Below are 21,519 nucleotides of genomic sequence, written 5' to 3'. Positions count from 1 at the left end.
GCGGACGGTGCACCGGTCGCCCCGCCGAGAGTTGTGGCGGGCCCGCCGGTATCCCCCGGCGGGCAGTCGTCAGGAAGGACGCACGCCCTCGTGGCAGCGCATCGAAAACCCAAGCAGCGCCTGTACACCGGCCCTGCTGCCCGCACCGCGGCGACCCTCGTCCTCACCGGGGCCGCCACCGCCGCCGCCCTGCCCGGCCCGGCCCACGCCGAGCCGCAGCGCACCCCCGCCCAGGTCAAGGCCGAGGTGGACCGGCTGTACCACGACGCGGAGGTCGCCACCGAGCAGTACAACGGCGCGAAGGAGAAGGCCATCGCCGCCGAGCACTCCCTCGACACCCTGCGCGACGAGGCCGCCCGCAGGACCGAGCGCCTCAACGCCTCCCGCGACGCACTGGGTTCGTTCGCCGCGGCGCAGTACCGCGCCGCCGGCCTCTCCCCGTCCGTGCAGCTGGCGCTCTCCTCCGACCCCGACCAGTACCTGGAGCGGGCGTCGTACGTGGACCGCATGGGCGACCGCCAGGCCGTCGCGCTCGCCAAGGTCCGGCGGCAGGTCGCCCAGATCGCCACGCTGCGCTCGCAGGCCGAGGGGGAGCTGGCCGCGCTCACCTCCCGCCGGGCCGAGCTCAAGAAGCACAAGGCGACGATCACCACCAAGCTGGCCGAGGCACAGCGGCTGCTCGACCGGCTCACCCCGCCCGAGCGCACCGCCTACGAGAACGCCGGCACCGGGCCGGCCGACGGCACCCGCCCGGCCGACCGCGCCGGCCGCGCCGCGGCGCGCGGCCCCGTCCGGGCGCCGAACGCCCGCGCCGCCGAGGCCGTCGCGTTCGCGTACGGGGCGCTCGGCAAGCCCTACGTCTGGGGTGCCACCGGCCCCTCCTCGTTCGACTGCTCCGGGCTCACCCAGGCCGCCTGGCGCTCCGCCGGCGTCTCGCTCCCCCGGACCACGTACACCCAGATCAACGCCGGGCGGCGCGTCTCGCGCTCCGAACTCGCGCCGGGCGACCTGGTGTTCTTCTACTCCGGCATCAGCCACGTCGGGCTGTACATCGGCAACGGACAGATGATCCACGCCCCGCGCACCGGGTCACCGGTCCGGATCGCGCCGATCGACCAGATGCCCTTCGCCGGGGCCACCCGGGTGGCATAGGCTCCCGTCTCCGACGGCGGGCCCACCCGCCGTCGCCCATCCGGCCGGAGGACCACCCCACATGCCCATGGACGCCGAGGTCCAGAACCACGCCCGTACGCTCGCCCAACGCTCCCCGGACCACCTCCGGGTCGGGCCCTTCACGGTGCGCTACAACCCCAACTGGTCGCTCAAGTACGCCAATTACGCCATACCCGACCAGGACGCCGAGCCGACGCCGGCCGATCTCGACGCGCTGGTCGCGGCGTTCCGCGAGCACGACCGGCTGCCCCGGCTGGAGTTCCTGCCCGGCTCGGCGCCCGCGGTCGAACCCGCGCTGCTCGCCGCCGGGTTCACCGTCGAGAACCGGGCCCCGATCATGGCCTGCGCACCGGACGACCTGCTGACGCCGAAGCCGGTGGACTCCCTCACGATCACCGAACCGGCCACCGACACGGAGCTGGCCGCCGCCGCGCTCGTCCAGCACCACGGATACGGCGGCACCGGCGAACCCGAGGCCGGCGTGGCGGACTGGCTGCGCACCGCGGCCCGCGACGGCGGGGTCGCCGCCCTCGCCACGGTCGACGGCGTACCGGCGGGCGCGGGCGGCTGCTCCGTCCCGGTCGACGGCCTCACCGAACTGGCCGGTCTCGCCGTGACCGAGGCCCACCGCCGCCGCGGCATCGGCGCCGCGCTCTCCGCCCATCTGGCCGCGACCGCCTTCGAGCGCGGCTGCCGGGTGGTGTGGCTGGAGCCGGGCGACGCCGATGTGGAGCGGATCTACGCGGGCATCGGCTTCCGCAGGATCGGCGAGAAACTGAACATCTCGCTCGAACCGGCCTGACGGAGACCGTCACCGGCCATCGGGCTCAGACCAGCCGCCGGGCCGTCGCCCACCGGGTCAGCTCGTGGCGGTTGGACAGCTGGAGCTTGCGCAGCACCGCCGAGACGTGCGACTCGACCGTCTTCACCGAGATGAACAGCTGCTTGGCGATTTCCTTGTAGGCGTAGCCGCGGGCGATCAGCCGCAGCACCTCGCGCTCGCGCTGGGTGAGGCGGTCCAGGTCCTCGTCGACCGGCGGCGCGTCCGTGGAGGCGAAGGCGTCGAGGACGAAGCCGGCCAGCCGGGGCGAGAACACCGCGTCGCCGTCCTGGACCCGGAAGACCGAGTCGACCAGGTCGGCGCCGGTGATGGTCTTGGTGACATAGCCGCGGGCGCCGCCCCGGATGACGCCGATGACGTCCTCGGCGGCGTCCGACACGGACAGCGCCAGGAACCGCACCGGGTTCTCGACCGCGCCCATCAGCGGGGCGCAGCGGCGCAGCACCTCGACGCCGCCGCCGCCGGGCAGGTGCACGTCGAGCAGGACGACCTCGGGGCGGGTCGCCGTGATGACGGTGACCGCCTGGTCGACGTCGGCGGCCTCGCCGACCACCTCGACGCCGGTCTCCTCGGTGCGGCCGATCTCGGCCTGGACGCCGGTGCGGAACATCCGGTGGTCGTCGACGAGCACGACCCGTACCCGGCGCTCCGGGCCGTCGGTCGTCGCCTCAGTGGTCCTGGTCATCGCTCGCCCTCTCCATCTCCAGCTCGACTTCCGTACCCCCACCGGGCACCGAACGCAGCCGCGCCGTACCGCCGTTGCGCTGCATCCGGCCGATGATCGATTCTCGTACGCCCATTCTGTCCCCCGGTACGGAGTCCAGGTCGAATCCCGGACCCCGGTCGCGCACCGAGACGAAGACCGTGCGGCCCTCGACCTCCGCGTAGACCTGCACGGCGCCGCCCTCGCCACCGTACTTGGCGGCGTTGACCATCGCCTCGCGTGCGGCCTGCATCTGCGCGGCCAGCTTCTCGTCCAGCGGGCAGTCGCCGACGACGACCACCTCCAGCGGGACGCCGTGCTTGTCCTCGACCTCGGCGGCGGCGCGCTTGACCGCCTCGGCGAGGGTCTCGGGTTCGTCGTCCTCGTCCTTGCCGGTGCCCTCGGGGTTGTACAGCCAGTTGCGCAGTTCGCGTTCCTGGGCGCGGGCGAGCCTGCGGACCTCGCCGGCGTCCTCCGCGTTGCGCTGGATCAGGGTGAGGGTGTGCAGCACCGAGTCGTGGACGTGGGCGGCCACCTCGGCGCGCTCCTGGGCCCGGATGCGCATCAGGCGTTCCTCGGAGAGGTCCTGGGTCATGCGGACGAGGTAGGGGCCGGCCAGCAGCGCGATGCCGGTGAGGACGGCGATGGCCGCGGTCATGACGTTGCCGAGCTGGGCGGCGGAGCCTCGTACCACCATGAAGACGGCCAGGCCCAGGCCGACCAGGGCGACCCCGGCGAGCCCCCGGGCCAGGTGCAGCACCCGGCGGCGGCTGCCGACCTCCATCCAGCGGGCGCGCCGGGCGTTGTCGGCCTGCCGCCACACCAGTACGGAACCGGCGCCGATCAGCAGCGTGGGCCAGATGTAGCGGTTGGCCCCGCTGCCCATGTCGACGTTGCCGACGAAGATCATGGCACCGATCAGCAGCGCGATCAGGGCGAAGACCTGGCCCCGGTCGGGTTTGCGGAGCCGGCGGCTGCCGTCCGGGGCGGTCTCGAAGACCGAACGCGGTGCCTCGACGCCGCCGACGCCGAGCGGGACGACGATCCAGAACACGGCGTAGAGCAGCGCGCCGAGGCCGTCCGCGAAGAAGAGGCCGAGGAAGACGAACCGCACCCAGACGACGGGCAGCCCGAGATGCCCGGCGAGACCGCGCGCGACGCCGCCCAGCAGCCGTCCGTCGGCGCTGCGGTACAGCCTGCGCAGCGGCGGCTCCTCCGGAGCGGGGTTGCGGGAGCTGGCGGCTCGGGTCGTGGCGGCTGGCATGCCCCGATCGTCACATGCCCGTACGGGTGGAGGCATCAGGGTCGGCCCCTTAAGCGACCCTGAGAGCCCGGGGCCGGGACGGCACCCAGGGGTGCGGCCGGCCAATATCAGGGATCGGCCAGGGTCGGCCCGGGTCCCGGACGGGCTCCCGGCCCGTCACCATGGAGCCATGACCGTTCCCCAGGACACCTCCCCCGGTGTCGCTCCGCCCCCCGAACCGGCCCCGCTGCTGCGGCGCAGTCCGCAGCACAAGGTCGTGGCCGGGGTGTGCGGCGGGCTCGGCCGGTACTGCGACGTCGACCCGGTGATCTTCCGGATCGTGCTCGGTGTGCTGTCCGTGACCGGCGGCATCGGGCTGATCTTCTACGGCTTCGCCTGGCTGCTGGTCCCGGTGGACGGCGAGGAGGAGAACGAGGCGCGCAGGCTGCTGTCCGGCCGGGTGGAGGGGGCGTCGCTGATCGCGGTGCTGCTCGCGCTGATCGGCTGCGGCCTGTTCCTGTCGATGCTGGGCAACGGCGGCACGCTGGCGTTCTCCGCGATGCTGTCGCTCGCGGTCGTCGGCTTCGCCGTGTGGACGCAACACCGCCGGACCGCGGCACCCGAGGACCCGCTGCATCCGGCGACCGCGCAGGCGGTGGCGGACGCGCCCCCCGAGGTGAAGGCGCCGCCGACGCCGGGCAGCCCGTCGTGGTGGCGGGACCCCATCGTCAAGGACGGTACGACGGGGCCGGTGGGCGCGGGCTATCTGTGGGGGCCGGCCGACACGGTGGTCCCGCCCCGCACGGCACGCCCTGCGGGTGCCGCGCCGAAGGATCCGTTCCGCACGCCCCGGCGGGAGGCGGGCACCAGAGGCCCGACCTCGATCGGTGGTGTGGTGTTCCTGTTCGCGCTGATCGCGGGTGGTCTGGGCACCTCGCTGAGCTGGGAGTCCCAGCCGCTCGGTACGAGCCTGCAGTTCGGCCTGGCCGGTGCGCTCGCGGTGTTCGGGCTCGGGATGGTGGTCAGCGCGTTCCTGGGGCGGACCGGGTTCGGCACGGTCATGCTCTCGATGATCACGGCCGTCCTGCTGGCGTGCGCCTCCGCGCTGCCCAAGGACATCTCTACGCAGTGGGTGCGCGAGGGCTGGCGCCCCGCCTCGATGGCCGCCGTCCAGCCGCGCTACCAGCTGGGCACCGGAGTGGCCCGGCTGGACCTCACCGGGATCGAGGTGCCCCGGGGCGAAACCCTCGCGACCGAGGTCGGCGTCGGGGCCGGCCGCGTGGTCGTGGTCGTGCCGAAGGAGGTGACGGTGAAGGTGGACGCGCGAGCGAACCTCGGCGACATCACCCTGCCGGTCAGCCGGCCCGGCGCGGCCCCGGCCGGCGAGGCGCCGGTCGACATCGACATCAGGCCGTCGCAGAACGAGCACCGTACGCTGCCGCCGTCCCCGGGCAGCAGACCGGCGGGCACGGTGGAGCTCACCCTCGAAGTCGGCATCGGACAGGTGGAGGTCACCCGTGCTGCGTCATGAGATCCGTCCGGGACGGGCGGTGGCGGGCCTCGTCATGCTCGCGCTGGCGGCGGGCTACGCGGCGGACGCCGCAGGGGTCTGGGACGCCCCGTGGGTGTTCTTCTTCCCGCTGTTCTTCGGCGGCCTCTGGCTGGCCGCCACCGTGACCTGGGTGAACTACCGGATCCGTCGCCGCCGTGACGCGAGAAGAGCGTCCGCGGAGAACGCCGCGGCCCCGCCGAGCAGCAGCGGCAGCCAGGCCATGAGGTAGACCAGGTCGTTGCCGAAGTAGTACGGCGAGACCTGCCAGCTCACGGTCAGCCACAGGCTCAGCGAGATCAGCGCCCCGCCGAGCGCGGCGAGCCGTGCCCACAGCCCGACGAGGGTGCCGAGGCCGACGAGGAGTTCACCGATGGCGATGGCGTACCCGAAGGCGCCGGGGCTCTTCAGCGCGAGGTCGACGAGGGCCGGGATCGCGGACGAGTCGGGCACCGCGTGCAGGGTCTCGCCGATGGAACCGGCGCCGCTCGCCCGGAAGAAGCCGCTGTCCGTGAGCTTGTCGAGCCCGGCGTAGACGAAGGTCACGCCGAGGAAGATCCGCAGCGGCAGCAGGGCGTGCTCCCGCGCCAAGTCCTTGAGCCCTCTCGGCTCACCCAGACCGCGTACGTTCGTTCCGTATCCCTGCATGTGGCTGCGCCGCCTTCCGTAGACCCGTCACCAGACGATACGTAGGCGGGATGCGGGCTGCTCAACCGGTGGGCCCTCCGGCCGGATTCCGCCGCCCGGCGGTCAGTCCGTCACGTCGATCTCGACCCGGTTCGTCTCCACCCCGGCGGCGGTCACCACCTGCACCTCCACCACCCCCGGTTCGACCTCCACCGGCACCGGCACGGTGAGCACGCCGTCCGTCGGGTTGGCGAAGCCTCCGGTGACCGGGATCAGCGGCACATGCACATGGACGCGGCCGATCCGGACGACCAGGCGGGCCAGCCGCTCCGGGGTCCCGGCGCCGGGCGGCACGAAGCCCGCACCCCGGATCTCGATGTCGTCACCGGTGCGCACCGGCGCGTCCAGGTCCCCGGCCTCACGGGCCCGGACCACCGAGAGGATCACCGGCCGCCCGCCCTCCGCGTACTTCCCGGCGAAGTAGGCGAGCGCCGAGACGGTCACCAGGAGCGCCAGGCCCCAGGGCAGGTCCGGCAGCTGCTCGGGCCGGCGGGCCAGGCGGACCGCAGCGAACAGCACGGCGACGGTGCTCACCAGCACGTACTGCACATCCGTGAAGCTGCCCCGCCCGGAGTCGTCGGTGAGCAGATCGGCGGCGCGCGGCCGGACGGCCCGCAGCTTCTGGAGCCGCCCGGACAGCGTCCGCACGGTCACCACCCGGCGGACGACGACGGCGACGGCGCAGACCAGTGCGAGCACCGTCACCACCCCGGCGCCCCGGGCCAGGTCCAGCCCCTCGATCAGCTCGTCCCGCTCGCCGTGGCCGGAGGCGCCCGCCAGCTGGAGCGCCAGCACCAGTACGGAGAAGACCGCGAGCAGGACCCAGGAGGCGGCGACCGCGCGGGAGGTGGAGAGCCGGTGGTCCTCGCCGATCAGCGGGGCGAGGAGGCCGCCCCGGGCGCGGTGGACATGGGCGGCGCCGGTCAGCAGGCCCGCGGTGACGAGTCCGGCGAGCAGCCCGGCCGTACGGGCGTTGGTCCAGCCCGCTCCGATGGCGGTGACGGCCTCGCCGATGACCAGCAGGGCGACGCCTCCCCACACCGTGATCAGGGTGCGCCGCCAGACCCGGTACAGCCAGGCCTCGCCCGCCTCCCGGCCCCGTTCTGCGACGGTCCTGGCGGACTGGGTCAGCTCGTCCGAGACCCACTGCCGGGTCGCCGAGGCGGACTGCGCGACCCCGGGCGGCAGCCCCTGGCCGGCGGCGAGTTCGTCCCGCTTGGCCAGGAACGCGGCCACCGCGCGCCGGTGGCCCTCGCGCGCCCCGTGCGGGCAGTCGCCGCACGTGCAGCCGCCCCCGTGCGTGCTGCCCGCCCTCGCCTCGTCCAACGCCACTGGAACGCCGCCCTTTCAACCCCCGGTACAGCCAACTCTGCTGTGATTGCTGCGAATTGTGCCGTACGGCGGGGCTCCGGACCGCATCGGGGCGACCCCCGGGCGGCGGTCGCCCAAATGTGCGAACGAATCGTCAGAACGCGCGGCTGATCCGGCGCCACAGGGGCTGGTAGTTGATCCAGGCCACCAGGTCGCTGCCCAGCTGTTCACGGGTGGCGAGCGCGTCCGGGTGCTCGATCAGCACCGGCTTCCCGGCGGCCCGCGCGGCCAGCTGCACCTGGCAGGCACGCTCCAGCGTGATGAACCACCAGGCGGCCGCGTCGACCGAGTCGCCGACGGTCAGCAGCCCGTGGTTGCGCAGCACGATCGCCTTGTGCCCGCCGAGCGCGGCGGCGATCCGGCGCCCCTCCTCCTCGTCCACGACGACCCCGGTGTACGCGTCGTACAGGACGTGGTCCTCGTAGAAGGCGCAGGATTCCTGGGTGATCGGCTCGATGAGCTCGCCGAGCGCGGACAGCGCCCGTCCGTGCACGGAGTGGGTGTGGGCGACGGCGACGACGTCCGGGCGGGCCCGGTGCACCTGCGCGTGGACGGCGAACGCGGCCTGATTGACGTGGTGGTGCCCCGCGACGACCTGGCCCTCGCCGTTCACCAGGATCAGATCGTCCGGCGCGAGCCCGGCGAACGTGGCCCCGAAGGGGTTGACCCAGAAGCAGTCGGAGAACTCCGGGTCCCGCGCGGTGATGTGCCCGGAGACCCCGTCCTCGTACCCGTACTCCCCGAACAGCCGGAGCGCCCCGGCCAGCCGTTCCTTGCGGTGCGCGCGCTCGTCGGCCACGGATTCATGGACGGGCGGCATCGCGAAGTGGAGCTGGTCCACGGGTATGGGTGTGGGCTCGGTCATGGCGGCTCCTCGTGGCTCCCAGGACGTACGGGATCGGAAGTTACCGCCGGTTGCCGCAAGTGGCCAGGGGTACGGGGGCGGATGGGCTGCGCGGATCCGCCCCCGGGGGACGCGCCCCTTACCTGCCGCGGTTGTAGATCTGGGTGAGGTCCGCCTCGATCAGGAACGGAACCTCAAGTTTGAGCCTTTTGCGGTGGATGCCCGTCGGGGTGTACACCTGCCGGGCCGCGTCGAGTTCGTACACGTACACGATCGGCAGACCGTCGGCGTCCGCTTCCACCCGCCAGAAGTGAACGACTCCGGCGGCTGCGTACTTGCGTGGCTTGACGTCGCGATCGCGGTCCTGCGAGTCGGGTGCTGCCACTTCCACGGCCAGGAGGACGTCCTCGGGCTCGTACCAGATCTGGTCGGCTCCGGTGTCCGCCTCCGCCCGGTAGACCACCATGTCGGGCTCCAGGCGATTCCGCTTGTCGATCCTGATGGTCATTTCCCGGTCGACATCGAGATCCTGCGGCAGATGCGCGAGCAGCGCCTGCTCCAGCAACCACATCGCGCGGGTATGGAATTTCCGCTGCGGACTCATGAAGACGAGGCTCCCGTCGATCAGCTCGGTGTGGGGCGGGAGGCCCGGAATCCGGTCGAGGTCGTCCGCTGTCCATCCGCCCTCGGGCGGGACGGGCCACCGGTACTGCTGCTTCTCAAGCCTGGGCTCGGGTGCGGCGATCTTCTTTGCTCCCATGGGGCAGAGTCTCGTCTCCGCTGCCGACGCACCCAGCTCATACGACGATGCCGCCGCCCAAACGAATGAGCGACGGCATCGGCATTGACCTTGCGGGAGGGGTCACTCCCACTCGATGGTGCCCGGCGGCTTGCTCGTCACGTCGAGCACGACGCGGTTGACGTCGGCCACCTCGTTGGTGATGCGGGTCGAGATCCGGGCGAGGGTCTCGTAGGGCAGGCGCGACCAGTCGGCCGTCATGGCGTCCTCGGAGGAGACCGGGCGCAGGACGATCGGGTGGCCGTAGGTGCGGCCGTCGCCCTGGACGCCGACCGAGCGGACGTCGGCGAGCAGGACCACCGGGCACTGCCAGATGTCGCGGTCCAGGCCGGCCGCGGTCAGCTCCTCGCGGGCGATGGCGTCGGCCTCGCGGAGCAGGTCGAGCCGCTCCTTGGTGACCTCGCCGACGATCCGGATGCCGAGGCCGGGGCCGGGGAACGGCTGGCGCTGGACGATCTCCTCCGGCAGGCCGAGCTCCTGGCCGACCATGCGGACCTCGTCCTTGAACAGCTGGCGCAGCGGCTCGACGAGCGAGAACTCGATGTCCTCGGGGAGGCCGCCCACGTTGTGGTGCGACTTGATGTTGGCGGTGCCGGTGCCGCCGCCGGACTCGACGACGTCCGGGTAGAGCGTGCCCTGGACGAGGAAGGCGACTTCCTCGCCGTCGGCGGCGCCCTCGGCGACGATCTCGGCCTGGGCCTGCTCGAAGACCCGGATGAACTCGCGGCCGATGATCTTCCGCTTCTGCTCGGGGTCGGAGACCCCGGCCAGCGCGGTCAGGAAGCGCTCCTCGGCGTCGACGACCTTCAGCTGGACTCCGGTGGAGGCCACGAAGTCCTTCTCGACCTGCTCGCTCTCACCCTTGCGCATCAGACCGTGGTCGACGTACACGCAGGTCAGCTGGGAGCCGATGGCCTTCTGCACGAGGGCCGCGGCGACCGCCGAGTCCACCCCGCCGGACAGGCCGCAGATGGCGCGCTTGGTGCCGACCTGCTCGCGGATCAGCGCGATCTGCTCCTCGACCACATTGGTCGTGGTCCAGGTCGGCTCGATGCCGGCGCCCCGGTAGAGGAAGTGCTCCAGGACCTGCTGGCCGTGCGTGGAGTGCAGGACCTCGGGGTGGTACTGGACGCCGTAGAGCTTCTTCTCGTCGTTCTCGAAGGCGGCGACCGGTACGACGTCGGTGGACGCGGTGACGGTGAAGCCCTCGGGGGCGGCGGAGCAGGCGTCACCGTGCGACATCCAGACCGACTGCTCGGCGGGCGTGCCCTCGAAGAGCGTGGAGCCGGTCTTGGAGACGGTGAGCGGGGTACGGCCGTACTCACGGGCACCGTTGTCGTCGACGGTGCCGCCGAGCGTGGTGGCCATCAGCTGGAAGCCGTAGCACATGCCGAAGACCGGGACCCCGGCCTCGAACAGCGCACGGTCGAGGGACGGCGCGCCCTCGGCGTACACCGAGGAGGGGCCGCCGGACAGGATGATCGCCCGGGGGTTCTTGGCCAGCATCTCGGCCACCGGCATGGTGGACGGGACGATCTCGCTGTAGACCCGGGCCTCACGGACGCGTCGGGCGATGAGCTGGGCGTACTGCGCGCCGAAGTCGACAACCAGAACCACGTCGGTAGTGGTGTCGGGGGCGGCGGGGGGTGCTGCTGGCACGGGCGGCCTTCCGGCGGTGAAGGGGGCGAGAAAGGGGGGTCTGTTTTGTCGATTCTACCGGGGTTGCGGAGTCCGCCGTCGTCCCGCTCGTGCTCGGGTACGGGGCCACCGCCTTCCGGACCCGGCGTCTCAGCATCCGGGCGCCGTGTTGGTCCGCCCTCGGCGGCCGGGCCATACTGGTTCCATGCTTCAGCACACGACCTTCGTCTTTACCTATGGCATCCGGCCCGCCGGCTGCCATGGTCGTGCTGCTTGATCCCACCGACAAGCAACGTTCCAGGCGCCCCGGGCCGAAAGGCCCGGGGCGCCTTGGCGTTACGGACCGGCCGGCCTCGGGGACCACACCCCACGAGGAGTCACCACCATGACCAGCACCGCCCCCGCGAAGAGCACCGCCACGAAGACCGCCGCCGAGAAGACCGGCGCGGGCACCGAGGAGGCCGCCGTGCTGATCGACGACGCGCGGACCCGGATCGACACCCTCGACGACCGGATCATCGGGCTCGTCCAGGAGCGGATGGCCGTCTCGGCGGTCATCCAGGAGGCCCGGATCACCTCGGGCGGCCGCCGGATCAACCTCGCCCGCGAGATGGAGATCCTGGGCTCGTACCGGGACGCGCTCGGCAAGCCCGGCACCTCCCTCGCCATGACGCTGCTGGAGCTGTGCCGCGGCCGGGCGTGACACCCCGCGGGCCGGGGGTACTCCGGCGTATCCCAGTTCGGGCCGACTCTCACCCGTACGGCGCGTGACCGGGTCCGGCGCGGCTTCGTTGGTCCCGGTGTCCGTGCCAGCCAGGGGCGGCTCTGGAAGAAACCACGCGTGGCTCCGCTGGTGCGTGTGGCGTACCGCAGGTACGCCGTGGGACCGCGCTCCAGCGTGCGTGACCGGTCGGCAGGGGACAGCAGCCCGGTCACCCCAGGAAACGGCCGGCTTCGGGGACGCCCGGGGCCGGCCGTTTCCGTACCCGCCCACCTCGGGCGCGGCCCCTGGACGTGAGGGGCGTCACATAAAGGTTCTGTGAGATTCCGGACAACCTTTGCGGCGGACCACGGGTCAACCATGCGGAACCACCGGCCCCGCTCGTGCTGCCGCACGGTCGGGCCCGTCCCGATACCCGTATCGCTCATCGCGGTACGCCGGACTTCTGAGGTCACCATGAAGCTTCGCCGAGCTCTGGCGCTCGCCGCCGCCACGGCAGTCATCGCACCTGCCACGCTCCTGGCCTCCACCACCGCGTTCGCCGGGACCACGGACGGCACCGCTGCCGCCGAGACCACCGTCTCGCCCTCGCCCAGCGACTCCGGTTCCCCGGAGACCGAGCCGGCCCCGTCCGCCTCCGAGTCCGTCTCCGCCCCTGCCGGCGACCCCGCCGGAGACCCCGCCGAGGAGCCGGGCGAGCCCGGTACCGGCGAGGAGTCCGAGTCCGCCGGGGGCTCCGCTCCGGACCCGGGCGAGGCCATCGGCGCGACCCCGAGCGATTCGGCGAGCGCCTCGTCGTCCGCCTCCGCCACCCCCTCGGAGTCCGAGGACCCGGAGGAGCCGGTGGAGTGCGCCAAGTCCGACCTGGACATCTCCATCACCGGCCTGCCCGGACAGATCGTCCGGGGCAGCGGCTGGCACAAGTTCAAGATGAACGTCTACAACTCCTCGAAGTCCGCCGTGAAGGAGATCGACTACTTCGCGGGCGCCTCCTCCGACAAGGCCGGCAACGACCTCTTCCGCTCGAAGCAGGTCAGCCTCCAGGCCCTGGACCAGGAGACCGGCAAGTGGGAGGAGCTCAGTGAGGACGGGCGCGCGGTCGGTTACGTGGGCCAGTCCGACGAGATCCCCGCGGGCTACGAGGTCGACATCCCGCTGCGCATCAACGTGAAGCAGACCGCCCCCGTCGGCGCCGGTTTCACGCTCGGTGCCGGTCTGTACGTGGGTGACAAGGACTGCATGGGCGTCAGCGACGTCGCGTACAAGTTCAAGATCGTGAAGTCCGGCGGGGGCGGCTCGGTGCCGCAGACCGGTGGCAGTGCCCCGGTCCCGGCCTCGAAGCCGGCCGCCAACACGGCGGGCAAGGTGTCCGGCAGCCTCGCGGAGACCGGTTCGTCCTCCGCGCTGCCGGTGTTCGCCACCGCGGGCGGCGCGGCCGTGGTGCTCGGCGCGGGCGCGATGTTCATCGTGCGGCGCCGCAGGAACGGTGACGCCGGCGTGTGACGCGTCGGGGCACCGTGAGCATGAGGGGCTGCACTCGGAGGGGGGTGCAGCCCCTTTCTGCTGTCCGGGCCCGCTCGCTCCGCTACGGCTTCTTCTTCGGCGGGACGGCCGGCAGCCCGAGGAACGGCAGCTTCAGCGCGCCGAACGCGTCCTTCGGCACCGCCGGTGACCGCGGCTCGACCGCGCTCAGCCGCTCGTACTCCTCGCCCTGCGCCGGACGCGGATCCGCCTCGCCCTTGTTGGGCCAGAAGGACATCGCGCGCTCGGCCTGCGCGGTGATGGTCAGCGACGGGTTGACACCGAGGTTCGCGGAGACCGCCGAGCCGTCGACGACCGAGATGCCGGGGTGTCCGTAGAGCCGGTGGTACGGGTCGATCACCCCGTCCTCGGCGGTGGCGCCGATGGGGCAGCCGCCGAGGAAGTGCGCGGTGAGCGGGGTGCCCATCAGCTCGCCCACGTTCGAACCCGCGAATCCGTTGATCTCCTCGGCGAGCAGCGTGGCGCTGCGCGTCGCCGCCTCGATCTGGGTCGGGTTGGGCGCGCCGTGCCCCTGCCGTGCGGTGAGCAGGCCCTTCCCCACGCCGCCCGGCTTGCGGTACGTCGTCAGGGAGTTGTCGAGCGACTGCATGACGAGCCCGATGATGGTCCGCTCCGACCAGCGGCGGTTGGAGAGCGACCGGGCCGCGAGCGTGGGGTGCTTGACCAGTTCGAGCAGCCACCTGCGTACCCGGTGCGCGCCGTACGGCACCTGGAGGATGGTCAGCGCGCCCATCGAGTTGGAGCCCTTGCCGTAGCGGACCGGCTCGATGTGCGTGTTCTCGTCCGGGTGGATCGAGGAGGTGATGGCGACGCCGCGGGTGAAGTCGGCCCGCGCGGTCCCGTGCTTCTTGCGGTAGCGCCGGTCGCTGGTCTGCGAGCCGACCAGGCCCTCGGAATTGGTGCGGGTCAGCTCGCCGAGCCGGGACGAGATCCGGGGCAGCAGACCGGTGTCCTTCATCCGGTGCAGCAGTGTCTGGGTGCCGTACGTGCCCGCGGCGACGACGACCCTGCGGGCGGTGAACGTGCGGCCCTTGCCCTTCTTCCGGTTGTCGGTGGGGAGGGTCTTGACCGCGTAGCCGCCCGTGGAGTTCTCGGTGACCGCGACGACCGAGGTCATCGGGTGGACGACCGCGCCGGCCTTCTGCGCGAGGTGGAGGTAGTTCTCGTTGAGGGTGTTCTTCGCGCCGTGCCGGCAGCCGGTCATGCATTCGCCGCACTCGGTGCAGGCCTTGCGGGAGGGCCCCGCCCCGCCGAAGAACGGGTCGTCGACCTCTCCGCCCGGCCGGGCCTTCGCCGTGCCGTCGCCGTCCTCGCCGTCCCCGAAGAAGACGCCCACCGGCGCCATGTGGAACGTGTCGCCGATGCCCATGGCCTGCGCGGTCGCCTTCAGGTGGACGTCCGACGGGGTCATCGTCGGGTTGAGCCGGACTCCCAGCATCCGCTTGGCCTGGTCGTAGTACGGACCCAGCTCCTCGCGCCAGTCGGTGATGTCCTTCCACTGCGGGTCCTCGAAGAACGGCGCGAGCGGCTCGTACAGGGTGTTGGCGTAGTTCAGCGAACCGCCGCCGACGCCCGCGCCGGCCAGCACCATGACATTGCCCAGCAGGTGGATGCGCTGGATGCCGTACAGGCCGAGCGTCGGGGCCCACAGGAAGTTCTTCAGGTCCCAGGAGTTCTTGGGCAGTTCGGACCGGGCGAAGCGACGGCCCGCCTCCAGGACCCCGACCCGGTAGCCCTTCTCGGTCAGCCGCAGCGCCGACACCGCACCGCCGAAGCCCGAGCCGACGACGAGCACGTCGTAGTCGTACGCGGCGTCGTCGTCGGCCGTTCCCGGGCCGGCGGGCCGATTCTGGGCAGGGCTGTCCTGGGACATGGCTCTCCTTGGTGCTAAACGGGCGGAAAGTGCTGCGGTACCACCGGTGTTCAGCGCAGGCGGAACGCCTTCATCGCCTTGAGGCTGACGCTCATGAACGCCGCGTACTTCTCGTCGTCCATGCCGAAGGACGGGGCGAGCGGGATCAGCCGCTGCTGGGCGACGGTCTGTGCCTCGGTGTACTTGAGGATGCCTTCGGAGCCGTGCCGGCGGCCGAGGCCGGAGTCCTTCATGCCGCCCATCGGGGACTGCACGCTGCCGTACGCGGGGGCGTACCCCTCGTTGATGTTGACGGTGCCGGTGCGCAGCCGGGCGGCGACCTGGTGGCCGCGCCTGGAGTCCTTGGTCCAGACGCTGGAGTTGAGGCCGTAGGGGGTGGCGTTGGCCAGGTCCACGACCTCGTCCTCGTCGGTGAAGCGGTAGATGGAGACGACCGGGCCGAAGGTCTCCTCGCTGCACACCGCCATCGGCGCCTCGACGCCGTCGAGGATGGTCGGCTCGTAGAACAGCGGGCCGATGTCGGGGCGGGCGACGCCGCCCGCGACGAGCTTCGCGCCCTTCTCGACGGCCTCCGCGACGTGCCGGGTGACGGTCTCCAGCTGGCGCTCGCCGACCAGGGACCCCATGTCGGCGCCGTAGGCGAGCGAGTTGCCGAGCCGCATGGCCTTCGTACGGGCGGCGAAGCGGGCCACGAAGTCGTCGGCGATCGACTCGTGGACGTACAGCCGCTCGATGGAGATGCAGAGCTGGCCGGCGGAGGAGAAGCAGGCGCGGACGGCGCCCGCGGCGGCCTTCTCCACGTCGGCGTCCTTGAGGACCAGCATGGCGTTCTTGCCGCCGAGCTCCAGCGAGACGCCGACGAGCCGGGCCGCCGCGCCCTGCGCGACCTCTCGGCCGGTGCGGGTGGAACCGGTGAACGAGACGTAGTCGGCGTGCTTGACGACCTCGGGGCCGACGACGGGGCCCTCGCCGAGGACGACCTGGAAGACCTCGGCGGGCAGTCCGGCCTCGATCAGCAGGTCACGGGCCCACAGCGCGGTCAGCGCGGTCTCCGTGTCGGGCTTCATCACGACGGCGTTGCCGGAGACGAACGCGGGCAGCGCGTCGCCGACGGACAGCTCGAAGGGGTAGTTCCACGGCGCGATCTGCCCGATGACGCCGCGCGGCTGGCGCAGCTCGGTGACCTTGGTGAGGGTCGGTACGACTCCGGTGTGCCGCTTCGGCTTCAGGTACGAGCCGGCCTTGCGCCCGTAGTGGCGGGCCGCGACGGCGACGGCCTGCACCTCCTCGTGGGCGTGCAGCCGGGCCTTGCCGGTCTCCAGCTGGATGAGGTCGAGCACCTCGGCCTGGCGGCTGAGCACCAGGTCGTGGAAGCGGAGCAGTACGGCGGCCCTGGCTCGGACGGGCGTCGCGGCCCAGGCGGGCTGGGCGGCACGGGCCCGCTCGAAGGCGCCCGCCACGTCCTCGGGGGTGGACTCCGGCAGGTCGGCCAGCTTCTTCCCGGTGAAGGGCGTGTGGTTGGCCGTACGGCCCGAGCCGGCCACACCCCGGGTCAGCTGGGCGATCACCTCGGGAGTCACCACATCGGCGGCGGTGCGTACGCCCGCGGGCGCGGCGGCCACCGGGTTGGTGCCGACCGGGGCTGCGGGGGTGGATGTGGAGGCCTGCGAGTCCGTCATGAGGGCGAGAGTACGTCCAGCCGCACACTTTGGGTACCCGTGGGTAACGGGTTTTCACAGTCCCCACAAACAAGCCAGCGATCACTGGCAACAAAGCCCCTGATCAGGACCCCTTCCGTCAGAGAAGGGGCCGAGGGGCCTCAGCCCGAGGTGCCCGGCGCACGCCAGCCGCGCAGCATCGTGTCGAACTGTGCCCGGGTCGTGTCCCAGTCGTCCGCCGGGCCCGTCATGTACAGCGCGTACTCCGGACCGCCCTCCTCGCCGAAGTACATCTGGTCGATGGCATGGCGCGGGCCCGGGTGGTCCTTGGTCTCGGTCCAGGTGAACTCCCAGAGCGAACCCGGACGGTCCCGGTAGGTGTTGGAGTGCAGGGTCTTGCGCTCGTAACCGGGGAGCCGCGTGGAGAGCTGCGTCTCCAGGCTCAGCATGTGCATGTACGGGTTGTCGAAGTCGGGCGCCGGGTCGATGCTGATCCGGATGTAGTGCACGCCGTTGTCCGGGGTGTAGTCGATCTGGTTGCCGTCCGCCCGGCGCTCCCAGCCCTCGGGCACGGTCAGGCTGAAGCCCTCGGGGTCCTCCACCCGCTTCCAGCCGTCGGGCACGTCCTTCACCCGTACGCCGGGATTGTCCGACGGCGGGGCCTTGGCGTCCGTACCGGTGTCGGCGCCGGGCTTCCCCGGGTCGGCGGTCGCGTGATGGCCCGTGCCGCCGCGCCCGGCGTTGTCGTCCGTCCGGTCGCCGAACTTCATCGCGGCGAGTCCCGCGCCGCCGCCGACCAGCGCAGCTGCCGCGATGACCAGGACCACGGTGCGCCAGCGGCTGCGCCGGGCCGTCGGGGCCGGTGCGGCGGTGGTGGGGTGGGGCAGCCGGGTGGTGCCGGGGGCGGGCGGGCCGGACGGGCCGTCCTGGCCCAGGGAGCGCAGGACCTCGTCGGGGACGCTCTGCGTCGGTACGAACGCCTGCGCGGCCACGGGCTTGCGGCCCTCCATGGCCTCCAGCAGCATCCGCTCCGTCTCCGCGGCCGACGGACGCTCGTCCGGCGCCTTGCGGAGCAGCGCGGTGATCACCGGGGCCAGCGGGCCCGCCCGGCCGGGCGGCGGGGGCTCGTCGGCGACGACGGCCTGCATGGTGGAGATCGGGGACGTACGGCGGAACGGCGAGCGGCCCTCGACCGCGGTGTAGAGCGTGGCGCCGAGCGACCACAGGTCGGAGGCGGGTCCCGGGTCGGCGCCGCGTACCCGTTCGGGTGCCAGGTAGTCGATGGAGCCGACCAGTTCACCGGTCCGGGTGATGGTCGAGTCGCCCTCGATGGCGGCGATCCCGAAGTCGGTGAGCAGCACCTGCCCGTCCTTGGCGAGGAGCACGTTGCCCGGCTTCACGTCACGGTGCAGGACCCCCGCCCCGTGCGCGGCGCGCAGGGCGCTCAGCACATGGAGGCCGATCCGGGCGGCCTCGCGCGGCTCGACCTCGCCGGACTCCTTGGCGGCGTCGGCGAGGGACGGCCCGTCGACGTACTGCATGACGATCCAGGGCCGGTTGTCGTACTCGATCACGTCGTGCACGGTGACCACGCCCGGGTGCGTGATCCGGGCGGCCGCGCGGGCCTCCTTCTGCGTGCGGGCGTGCAGCACGATCCGGTCGGCCTCCGCAACGTACTGGCCGGCGGTCAGCTCCTTGACCGCGACCGTGCGGTGCAACACCTCGTCGTGGGCCCGCCAGACCTTGCCCATGCCGCCGCGCCCGAGGACCTCGCCCAGCCGGTACCTTCCGGCCAGCAACAGTCCCGCGTCCGTGCCCTGTGATCGATCCACGTATCCCCGCCCCGTTCCTCGGGTGCCAGATTACGGAGAGGACGCACGGCCACGGAACCTCGCACCGCCCACGAGACCGCACTGTGATGCTTGTCGCTCCCGCCCCGCCCGGGAGTTGTACGGAGAGGGTTCAGCGCGTCACCCGGTAGGAGGCGATGGCCTGTTCGTAGATGTCCGACACCTTGTCGCGCCGGTTCTCCGGGCCGATGACCTGGATGACGTGGTAGCGGCCCTCGACGATCATCACGAGGTTGCGGGCGTACACCTCGCGCCCCGAGGCGTCCTGCCAGGTGAACTGGCCCTCCGCCATGGCCTGTCGCCCGACGTCGATCCGGCGCAGCCCGCTCGACCCCGACCAGCTGGAGTCGCGGAAGGGCTGCAACTCCAGTTCCTTGCCCGCCTGGTACGCCAGCGGGTCGTCGCCGTTGGCCTTGACGGTGTCGCGGCCCGGGACGATGAGCAGGCTGAAGCCGTCGCTGCCGTAGCGGATCTGACGATCCGCGTTGGCGGGGCTGCGCTGCCAGCCCTTGAGCACACCGACCTCGAAGCCCTCCTTGTCCTTGCGCAGGGTGTAGCCGGGAGCGAGCGCGACGGCGGAGCGGCTGGTCTGCGGCTGCTGGGTGCCGGGCGACCCGGACGACTCCTGGCCTCCGGGCTCCCCCGCGCCGGGCTCCGGCGAACCGGATGCCGAGGAGGACGGGCCCGAGGCGCCGCCGCCCGGTTCTTCATTCGACTTGGGCATGAACATCACGGCGTACGCGATGGCGGCGGCGAGGGCCAGCAGGATCAGCACCAGGAGCAGCCGCCCGAGCCGCCGCGGCGCCCGGTCACCGCCCTCGTGGGGGCGGGGCGGGGTGCGCAGCGCCTTGGGGCCCTTGGGCTCACGCGGCGCCCGAGGGGCTCGCTCGGCCCTGAGAATGTCCAGCCCGACCTGCCGGTCGTGCCGATCCTGTCGGTCCTGTCGGTCGTGCCGATCCTGTCGGTCGTGCCGGTCCTGATGGTCCTGTCGGCCGGGCTTGTCCTTCGTGTGGCGGTGACGGCCGTGGGCCGCGCTCCGGCCGCGTCGCCTGCGGACCAGCTCGCCCCGGCGGCGTACGACGGGGAGCCGGGCCGTGTCGGCGGACGGCAGGGGCACGACGTCCAGACCGGCCTCGGGCTCGGGCGCCGACCGCACCAGGGAGCGCAGCCAGCCGCTCAGCTCCTCGAAGTCCGGCCGTTCGGTGGGGTCCTGGCGCAGCAGGGACTCGACGACGGGACGCAGCGGACCGCACTCCTCGGCGAAGGCGGGCGGCTCCCCGCACACCATCTGGACGAGCTCGGCCGCGTTCTCCTCGGGGTAGGGGGCGTGGCCCTGGACGGCGCGGTAGAGCAACGCGCCCAGTGCCCAGAGGTCGGTGGCGGGCCCGATCGGCGGTGCCAGCCGCCAGTTCTCGTGGACGGGGCCGGCCTGCTCGGGCGCCCAGCGCTCGGTGACCGCGCCGACCACGGCGATCCGGGTCTGCCGGGCGCGCTCGGCGGCGAGCGGTGTGGCGGGGCCCCGGTAGACGGAGTCCGTACGGTCGCTCGCGGGCGCCTCGTCCCAGCGGCCCGGCTGCTGCTGCCGCCCCGTGCGGTGCGCGGGCAGCGTCGGGGAGTCACCGTGACGCCGGGCGTCGGCGCGCAGGGCGTCCTCGCCGGAACCTCCGGCGGGGACGGGGCGGCCGGAACCGGGGCCGTCGCTCCAGGAACCGGTGAGATGCAGCCACCGTGCGGGCGGCCGGCCGTCCTCGCCGTCGCCGCCGTCGTGGCCGTCGTTGTCGTAGCCATGGCCGCCGGTCTCGTGGCCGTCGGTCTCGTGGCCGTCGTCGTAGCCGCCGTCGTCCGGGTCCGGCAGGTACGCGTCCTCCGGCCGTGCGGGACGCTGGACCGGCAGGCTTCCGGTGTCCTCCGCGTCGCCCGCGCCGGCGCGCCGCCGGTCCTCGCTGACGCGTGCGGCGGCGCGGGCGCCCTCGCGGTAGGCGGCGATCGCTCCGGCGCGCTCGGCCCGCAGCTGTGCGGCGTCTCCCGGACCGCCGTGCGGGGCGTCGCGACCGTCGTCGCCGTCGTCGTACGGGTCGTCGTCCGCGTACGGGTCGTCGTCCGCGTACGGGTCGTCATCGCCGTGGGTCGCGTCGGCCCCCCGGCCCGTCTCGATCGCCGCCGGGCCGCGTGAGGCCGGCACCTCGGCCGGAGAAGCGGGCAGGGGCGGCATGGCGGGCAGGGGCGGGGCGAAGGCGCCCGCGGAGCCCGTACCGAGCGCCGGGCGGGCGAACCCGTCCTCGTCCTCGTAGCCGTAGCCGCCCTCGTGCCCGTAGCCGCCCCGGCCCCCGTAACCGCCCTGGCCCTCGTCCTCGTCCTCGGCCTCGTCGGGCTGCGGTGTCGTCACGTACCCGCAGAGCGCCTCCTCCGCCGCCCCGGCCGCGAGGCCGGTCAGCACGACCCGGCCGTCGTCACAGATCAGCACCGTGCGGACGGTGATGTTCCGGTGGGTCCAGCCGTGGGCGTGCAGCACGCGCAGCGCGGCCAGCACGTCGGAGCCGATCTCGGCGGCCCGGAAGGGGTTGAGCGGTCGCTCCGCGAGGAGCGAGGCGAGCGGGCGAGCCGCGACGAGTTCGCTCACGATCCAGAGCGAACCCTCTTCGGCGAACACGTCGAAGACCTGATCGAGCCTGGGGTGGTCGGGCACCTGGGCCGCCGCCTGCGCCGCCTCCACGGCGCGCCGGACCACCGGGTCGGTGGGAACGCGCACGGCCCGCCCGGCCGACCGTCGGGCCCACGGGGCCGAATCCTCGGCGTCCACCACCTCGGCGTCCACCACCTCGGGCAACGGCACCTGCCGGACCAGGACTTCCTGCCCGCTATAGGTGTCGAACGCCCGGGTCTCGACCGTTTCGTACTCGTCGTGCGGAGGCAGCGGAAGGCGGTAGCGGTCGGCAAGTACCCGACCCGCGTAGTCGTCCACGACGCCTCCCCAGAGCGCGCTGTCCCCCCGGCCACGAAAGCCGGAATCAATCCATCAATTGCGGT

Annotated in this window: 16 protein-coding genes; 5 read left to right on the top strand and 11 right to left on the bottom strand. The window is 72.6% G+C overall.

What is annotated here, in order from left to right; translation table 11 throughout:
* Positions 1-90: 90 nt before the first annotated feature.
* Together ACFYY1_RS07445 and ACFYY1_RS07440 are read left to right on the top strand one after the other, a co-directional pair.
* Positions 91-1,152, top strand: a complete 1,062-nt coding sequence (locus tag ACFYY1_RS07445) for an NlpC/P60 family protein (protein ID WP_376631550.1) — start codon at positions 91-93, stop codon at positions 1,150-1,152.
* Between the two features lie 61 nt (positions 1,153-1,213).
* The gene (locus ACFYY1_RS07440) at positions 1,214-1,975 is read left to right on the top strand and encodes a GNAT family N-acetyltransferase (protein WP_388582064.1); all 762 of its coding nucleotides are present in this window, start codon (positions 1,214-1,216) and stop codon (positions 1,973-1,975) included.
* A 25-nt stretch (positions 1,976-2,000) separates the two neighbouring features.
* Here the strand turns inward: ACFYY1_RS07440 and ACFYY1_RS07435 are convergent, their stop codons facing one another.
* Both ACFYY1_RS07435 and ACFYY1_RS07430 read right to left on the bottom strand, forming a co-directional pair.
* Positions 2,001-2,699: a LuxR C-terminal-related transcriptional regulator gene (locus ACFYY1_RS07435; protein WP_388582061.1), complete on the bottom strand. Its 699-nt coding sequence runs from the start codon at positions 2,697-2,699 to the stop codon at positions 2,001-2,003.
* Entirely contained in the window at positions 2,683-3,981 is a 1,299-nt protein-coding gene (locus ACFYY1_RS07430) for a PspC domain-containing protein (protein ID WP_388582058.1), read from the bottom strand. The genes ACFYY1_RS07435 and ACFYY1_RS07430 overlap by 17 nt, the downstream gene beginning before the upstream one ends.
* A 169-nt stretch (positions 3,982-4,150) precedes the next feature.
* Here ACFYY1_RS07430 and ACFYY1_RS07425 point away from each other — a divergent pair, with 169 nt between their 5' ends.
* Positions 4,151-5,491, top strand: a complete 1,341-nt coding sequence (locus tag ACFYY1_RS07425) for a PspC domain-containing protein (protein ID WP_388582056.1) — start codon at positions 4,151-4,153, stop codon at positions 5,489-5,491.
* A gap of 156 nt (positions 5,492-5,647) precedes the next feature.
* On the opposite strand, the gene ACFYY1_RS07420 is transcribed toward ACFYY1_RS07425, so the two are convergent.
* From ACFYY1_RS07420 to guaA, 5 genes are all read right to left on the bottom strand, one after another.
* Entirely contained in the window at positions 5,648-6,157 is a 510-nt protein-coding gene (locus tag ACFYY1_RS07420) for a DoxX family protein (RefSeq protein WP_388582054.1), read from the bottom strand.
* A gap of 102 nt (positions 6,158-6,259) precedes the next feature.
* A complete protein-coding gene (locus ACFYY1_RS07415) occupies positions 6,260-7,528 on the bottom strand; it encodes a hypothetical protein (RefSeq protein ID WP_388582051.1) in 1,269 nt (422 codons plus the stop codon).
* Between the two features lie 133 nt (positions 7,529-7,661).
* On the bottom strand, positions 7,662-8,432 hold the full coding sequence (locus ACFYY1_RS07410; protein WP_388582049.1) for a class II aldolase/adducin family protein: 771 nt from the start codon (positions 8,430-8,432) through the stop codon (positions 7,662-7,664).
* A 118-nt stretch (positions 8,433-8,550) separates the two neighbouring features.
* A complete protein-coding gene (locus tag ACFYY1_RS07405; protein WP_388582047.1) occupies positions 8,551-9,171 on the bottom strand; it encodes a Uma2 family endonuclease in 621 nt (206 codons plus the stop codon).
* A 102-nt stretch (positions 9,172-9,273) separates the two neighbouring features.
* Positions 9,274-10,869: a glutamine-hydrolyzing GMP synthase gene (gene guaA, locus ACFYY1_RS07400; RefSeq protein WP_351255662.1), complete on the bottom strand. Its 1,596-nt coding sequence runs from the start codon at positions 10,867-10,869 to the stop codon at positions 9,274-9,276.
* Positions 10,870-11,233: 364 nt separating this feature from the next.
* Here guaA and ACFYY1_RS07395 point away from each other — a divergent pair, with 364 nt between their 5' ends.
* On the top strand, positions 11,234-11,551 hold the full coding sequence (locus ACFYY1_RS07395; protein ID WP_388582044.1) for a chorismate mutase: 318 nt from the start codon (positions 11,234-11,236) through the stop codon (positions 11,549-11,551).
* Between the two features lie 474 nt (positions 11,552-12,025).
* Positions 12,026-13,072, top strand: a complete 1,047-nt coding sequence (locus ACFYY1_RS07390) for an LAETG motif-containing sortase-dependent surface protein (protein ID WP_388582041.1) — start codon at positions 12,026-12,028, stop codon at positions 13,070-13,072.
* A gap of 82 nt (positions 13,073-13,154) precedes the next feature.
* On the opposite strand, the gene ACFYY1_RS07385 is transcribed toward ACFYY1_RS07390, so the two are convergent.
* The 4 genes from ACFYY1_RS07385 to ACFYY1_RS07370 all read right to left on the bottom strand — a co-directional run bounded on the left by ACFYY1_RS07385 (position 13,155) and on the right by ACFYY1_RS07370 (position 21,454).
* Positions 13,155-14,984 carry a GMC oxidoreductase gene (locus tag ACFYY1_RS07385; RefSeq protein WP_388582040.1) on the bottom strand — a complete coding sequence of 610 codons (1,830 nt, stop codon included), beginning with the start codon at positions 14,982-14,984 and terminating at the stop codon, positions 13,155-13,157.
* A 50-nt stretch (positions 14,985-15,034) separates the two neighbouring features.
* Positions 15,035-16,663, bottom strand: a complete 1,629-nt coding sequence (locus tag ACFYY1_RS07380) for a succinic semialdehyde dehydrogenase (RefSeq protein WP_388582037.1) — start codon at positions 16,661-16,663, stop codon at positions 15,035-15,037.
* Positions 16,664-16,803: 140 nt separating this feature from the next.
* A complete protein-coding gene (locus ACFYY1_RS07375) occupies positions 16,804-18,474 on the bottom strand; it encodes a serine/threonine-protein kinase (protein ID WP_388582034.1) in 1,671 nt (556 codons plus the stop codon).
* 130 nt (positions 18,475-18,604) lie between these two features.
* Positions 18,605-21,454 (bottom strand): protein kinase, encoded by a 2,850-nt coding sequence (locus tag ACFYY1_RS07370; RefSeq protein ID WP_388582031.1) that lies wholly within the window; start codon positions 21,452-21,454, stop codon positions 18,605-18,607.
* Positions 21,455-21,519 lie beyond the last annotated feature (65 nt).

The sequence above is a fragment of the Streptomyces sp. NPDC001890 genome (assembly GCF_042891445.1).
GTDB lineage: Bacteria > Actinomycetota > Actinomycetes > Streptomycetales > Streptomycetaceae > Streptomyces.
Note: the sequence above shows the minus strand (reverse complement) of the source record. Positions and strands in the feature narration are given on the sequence as shown.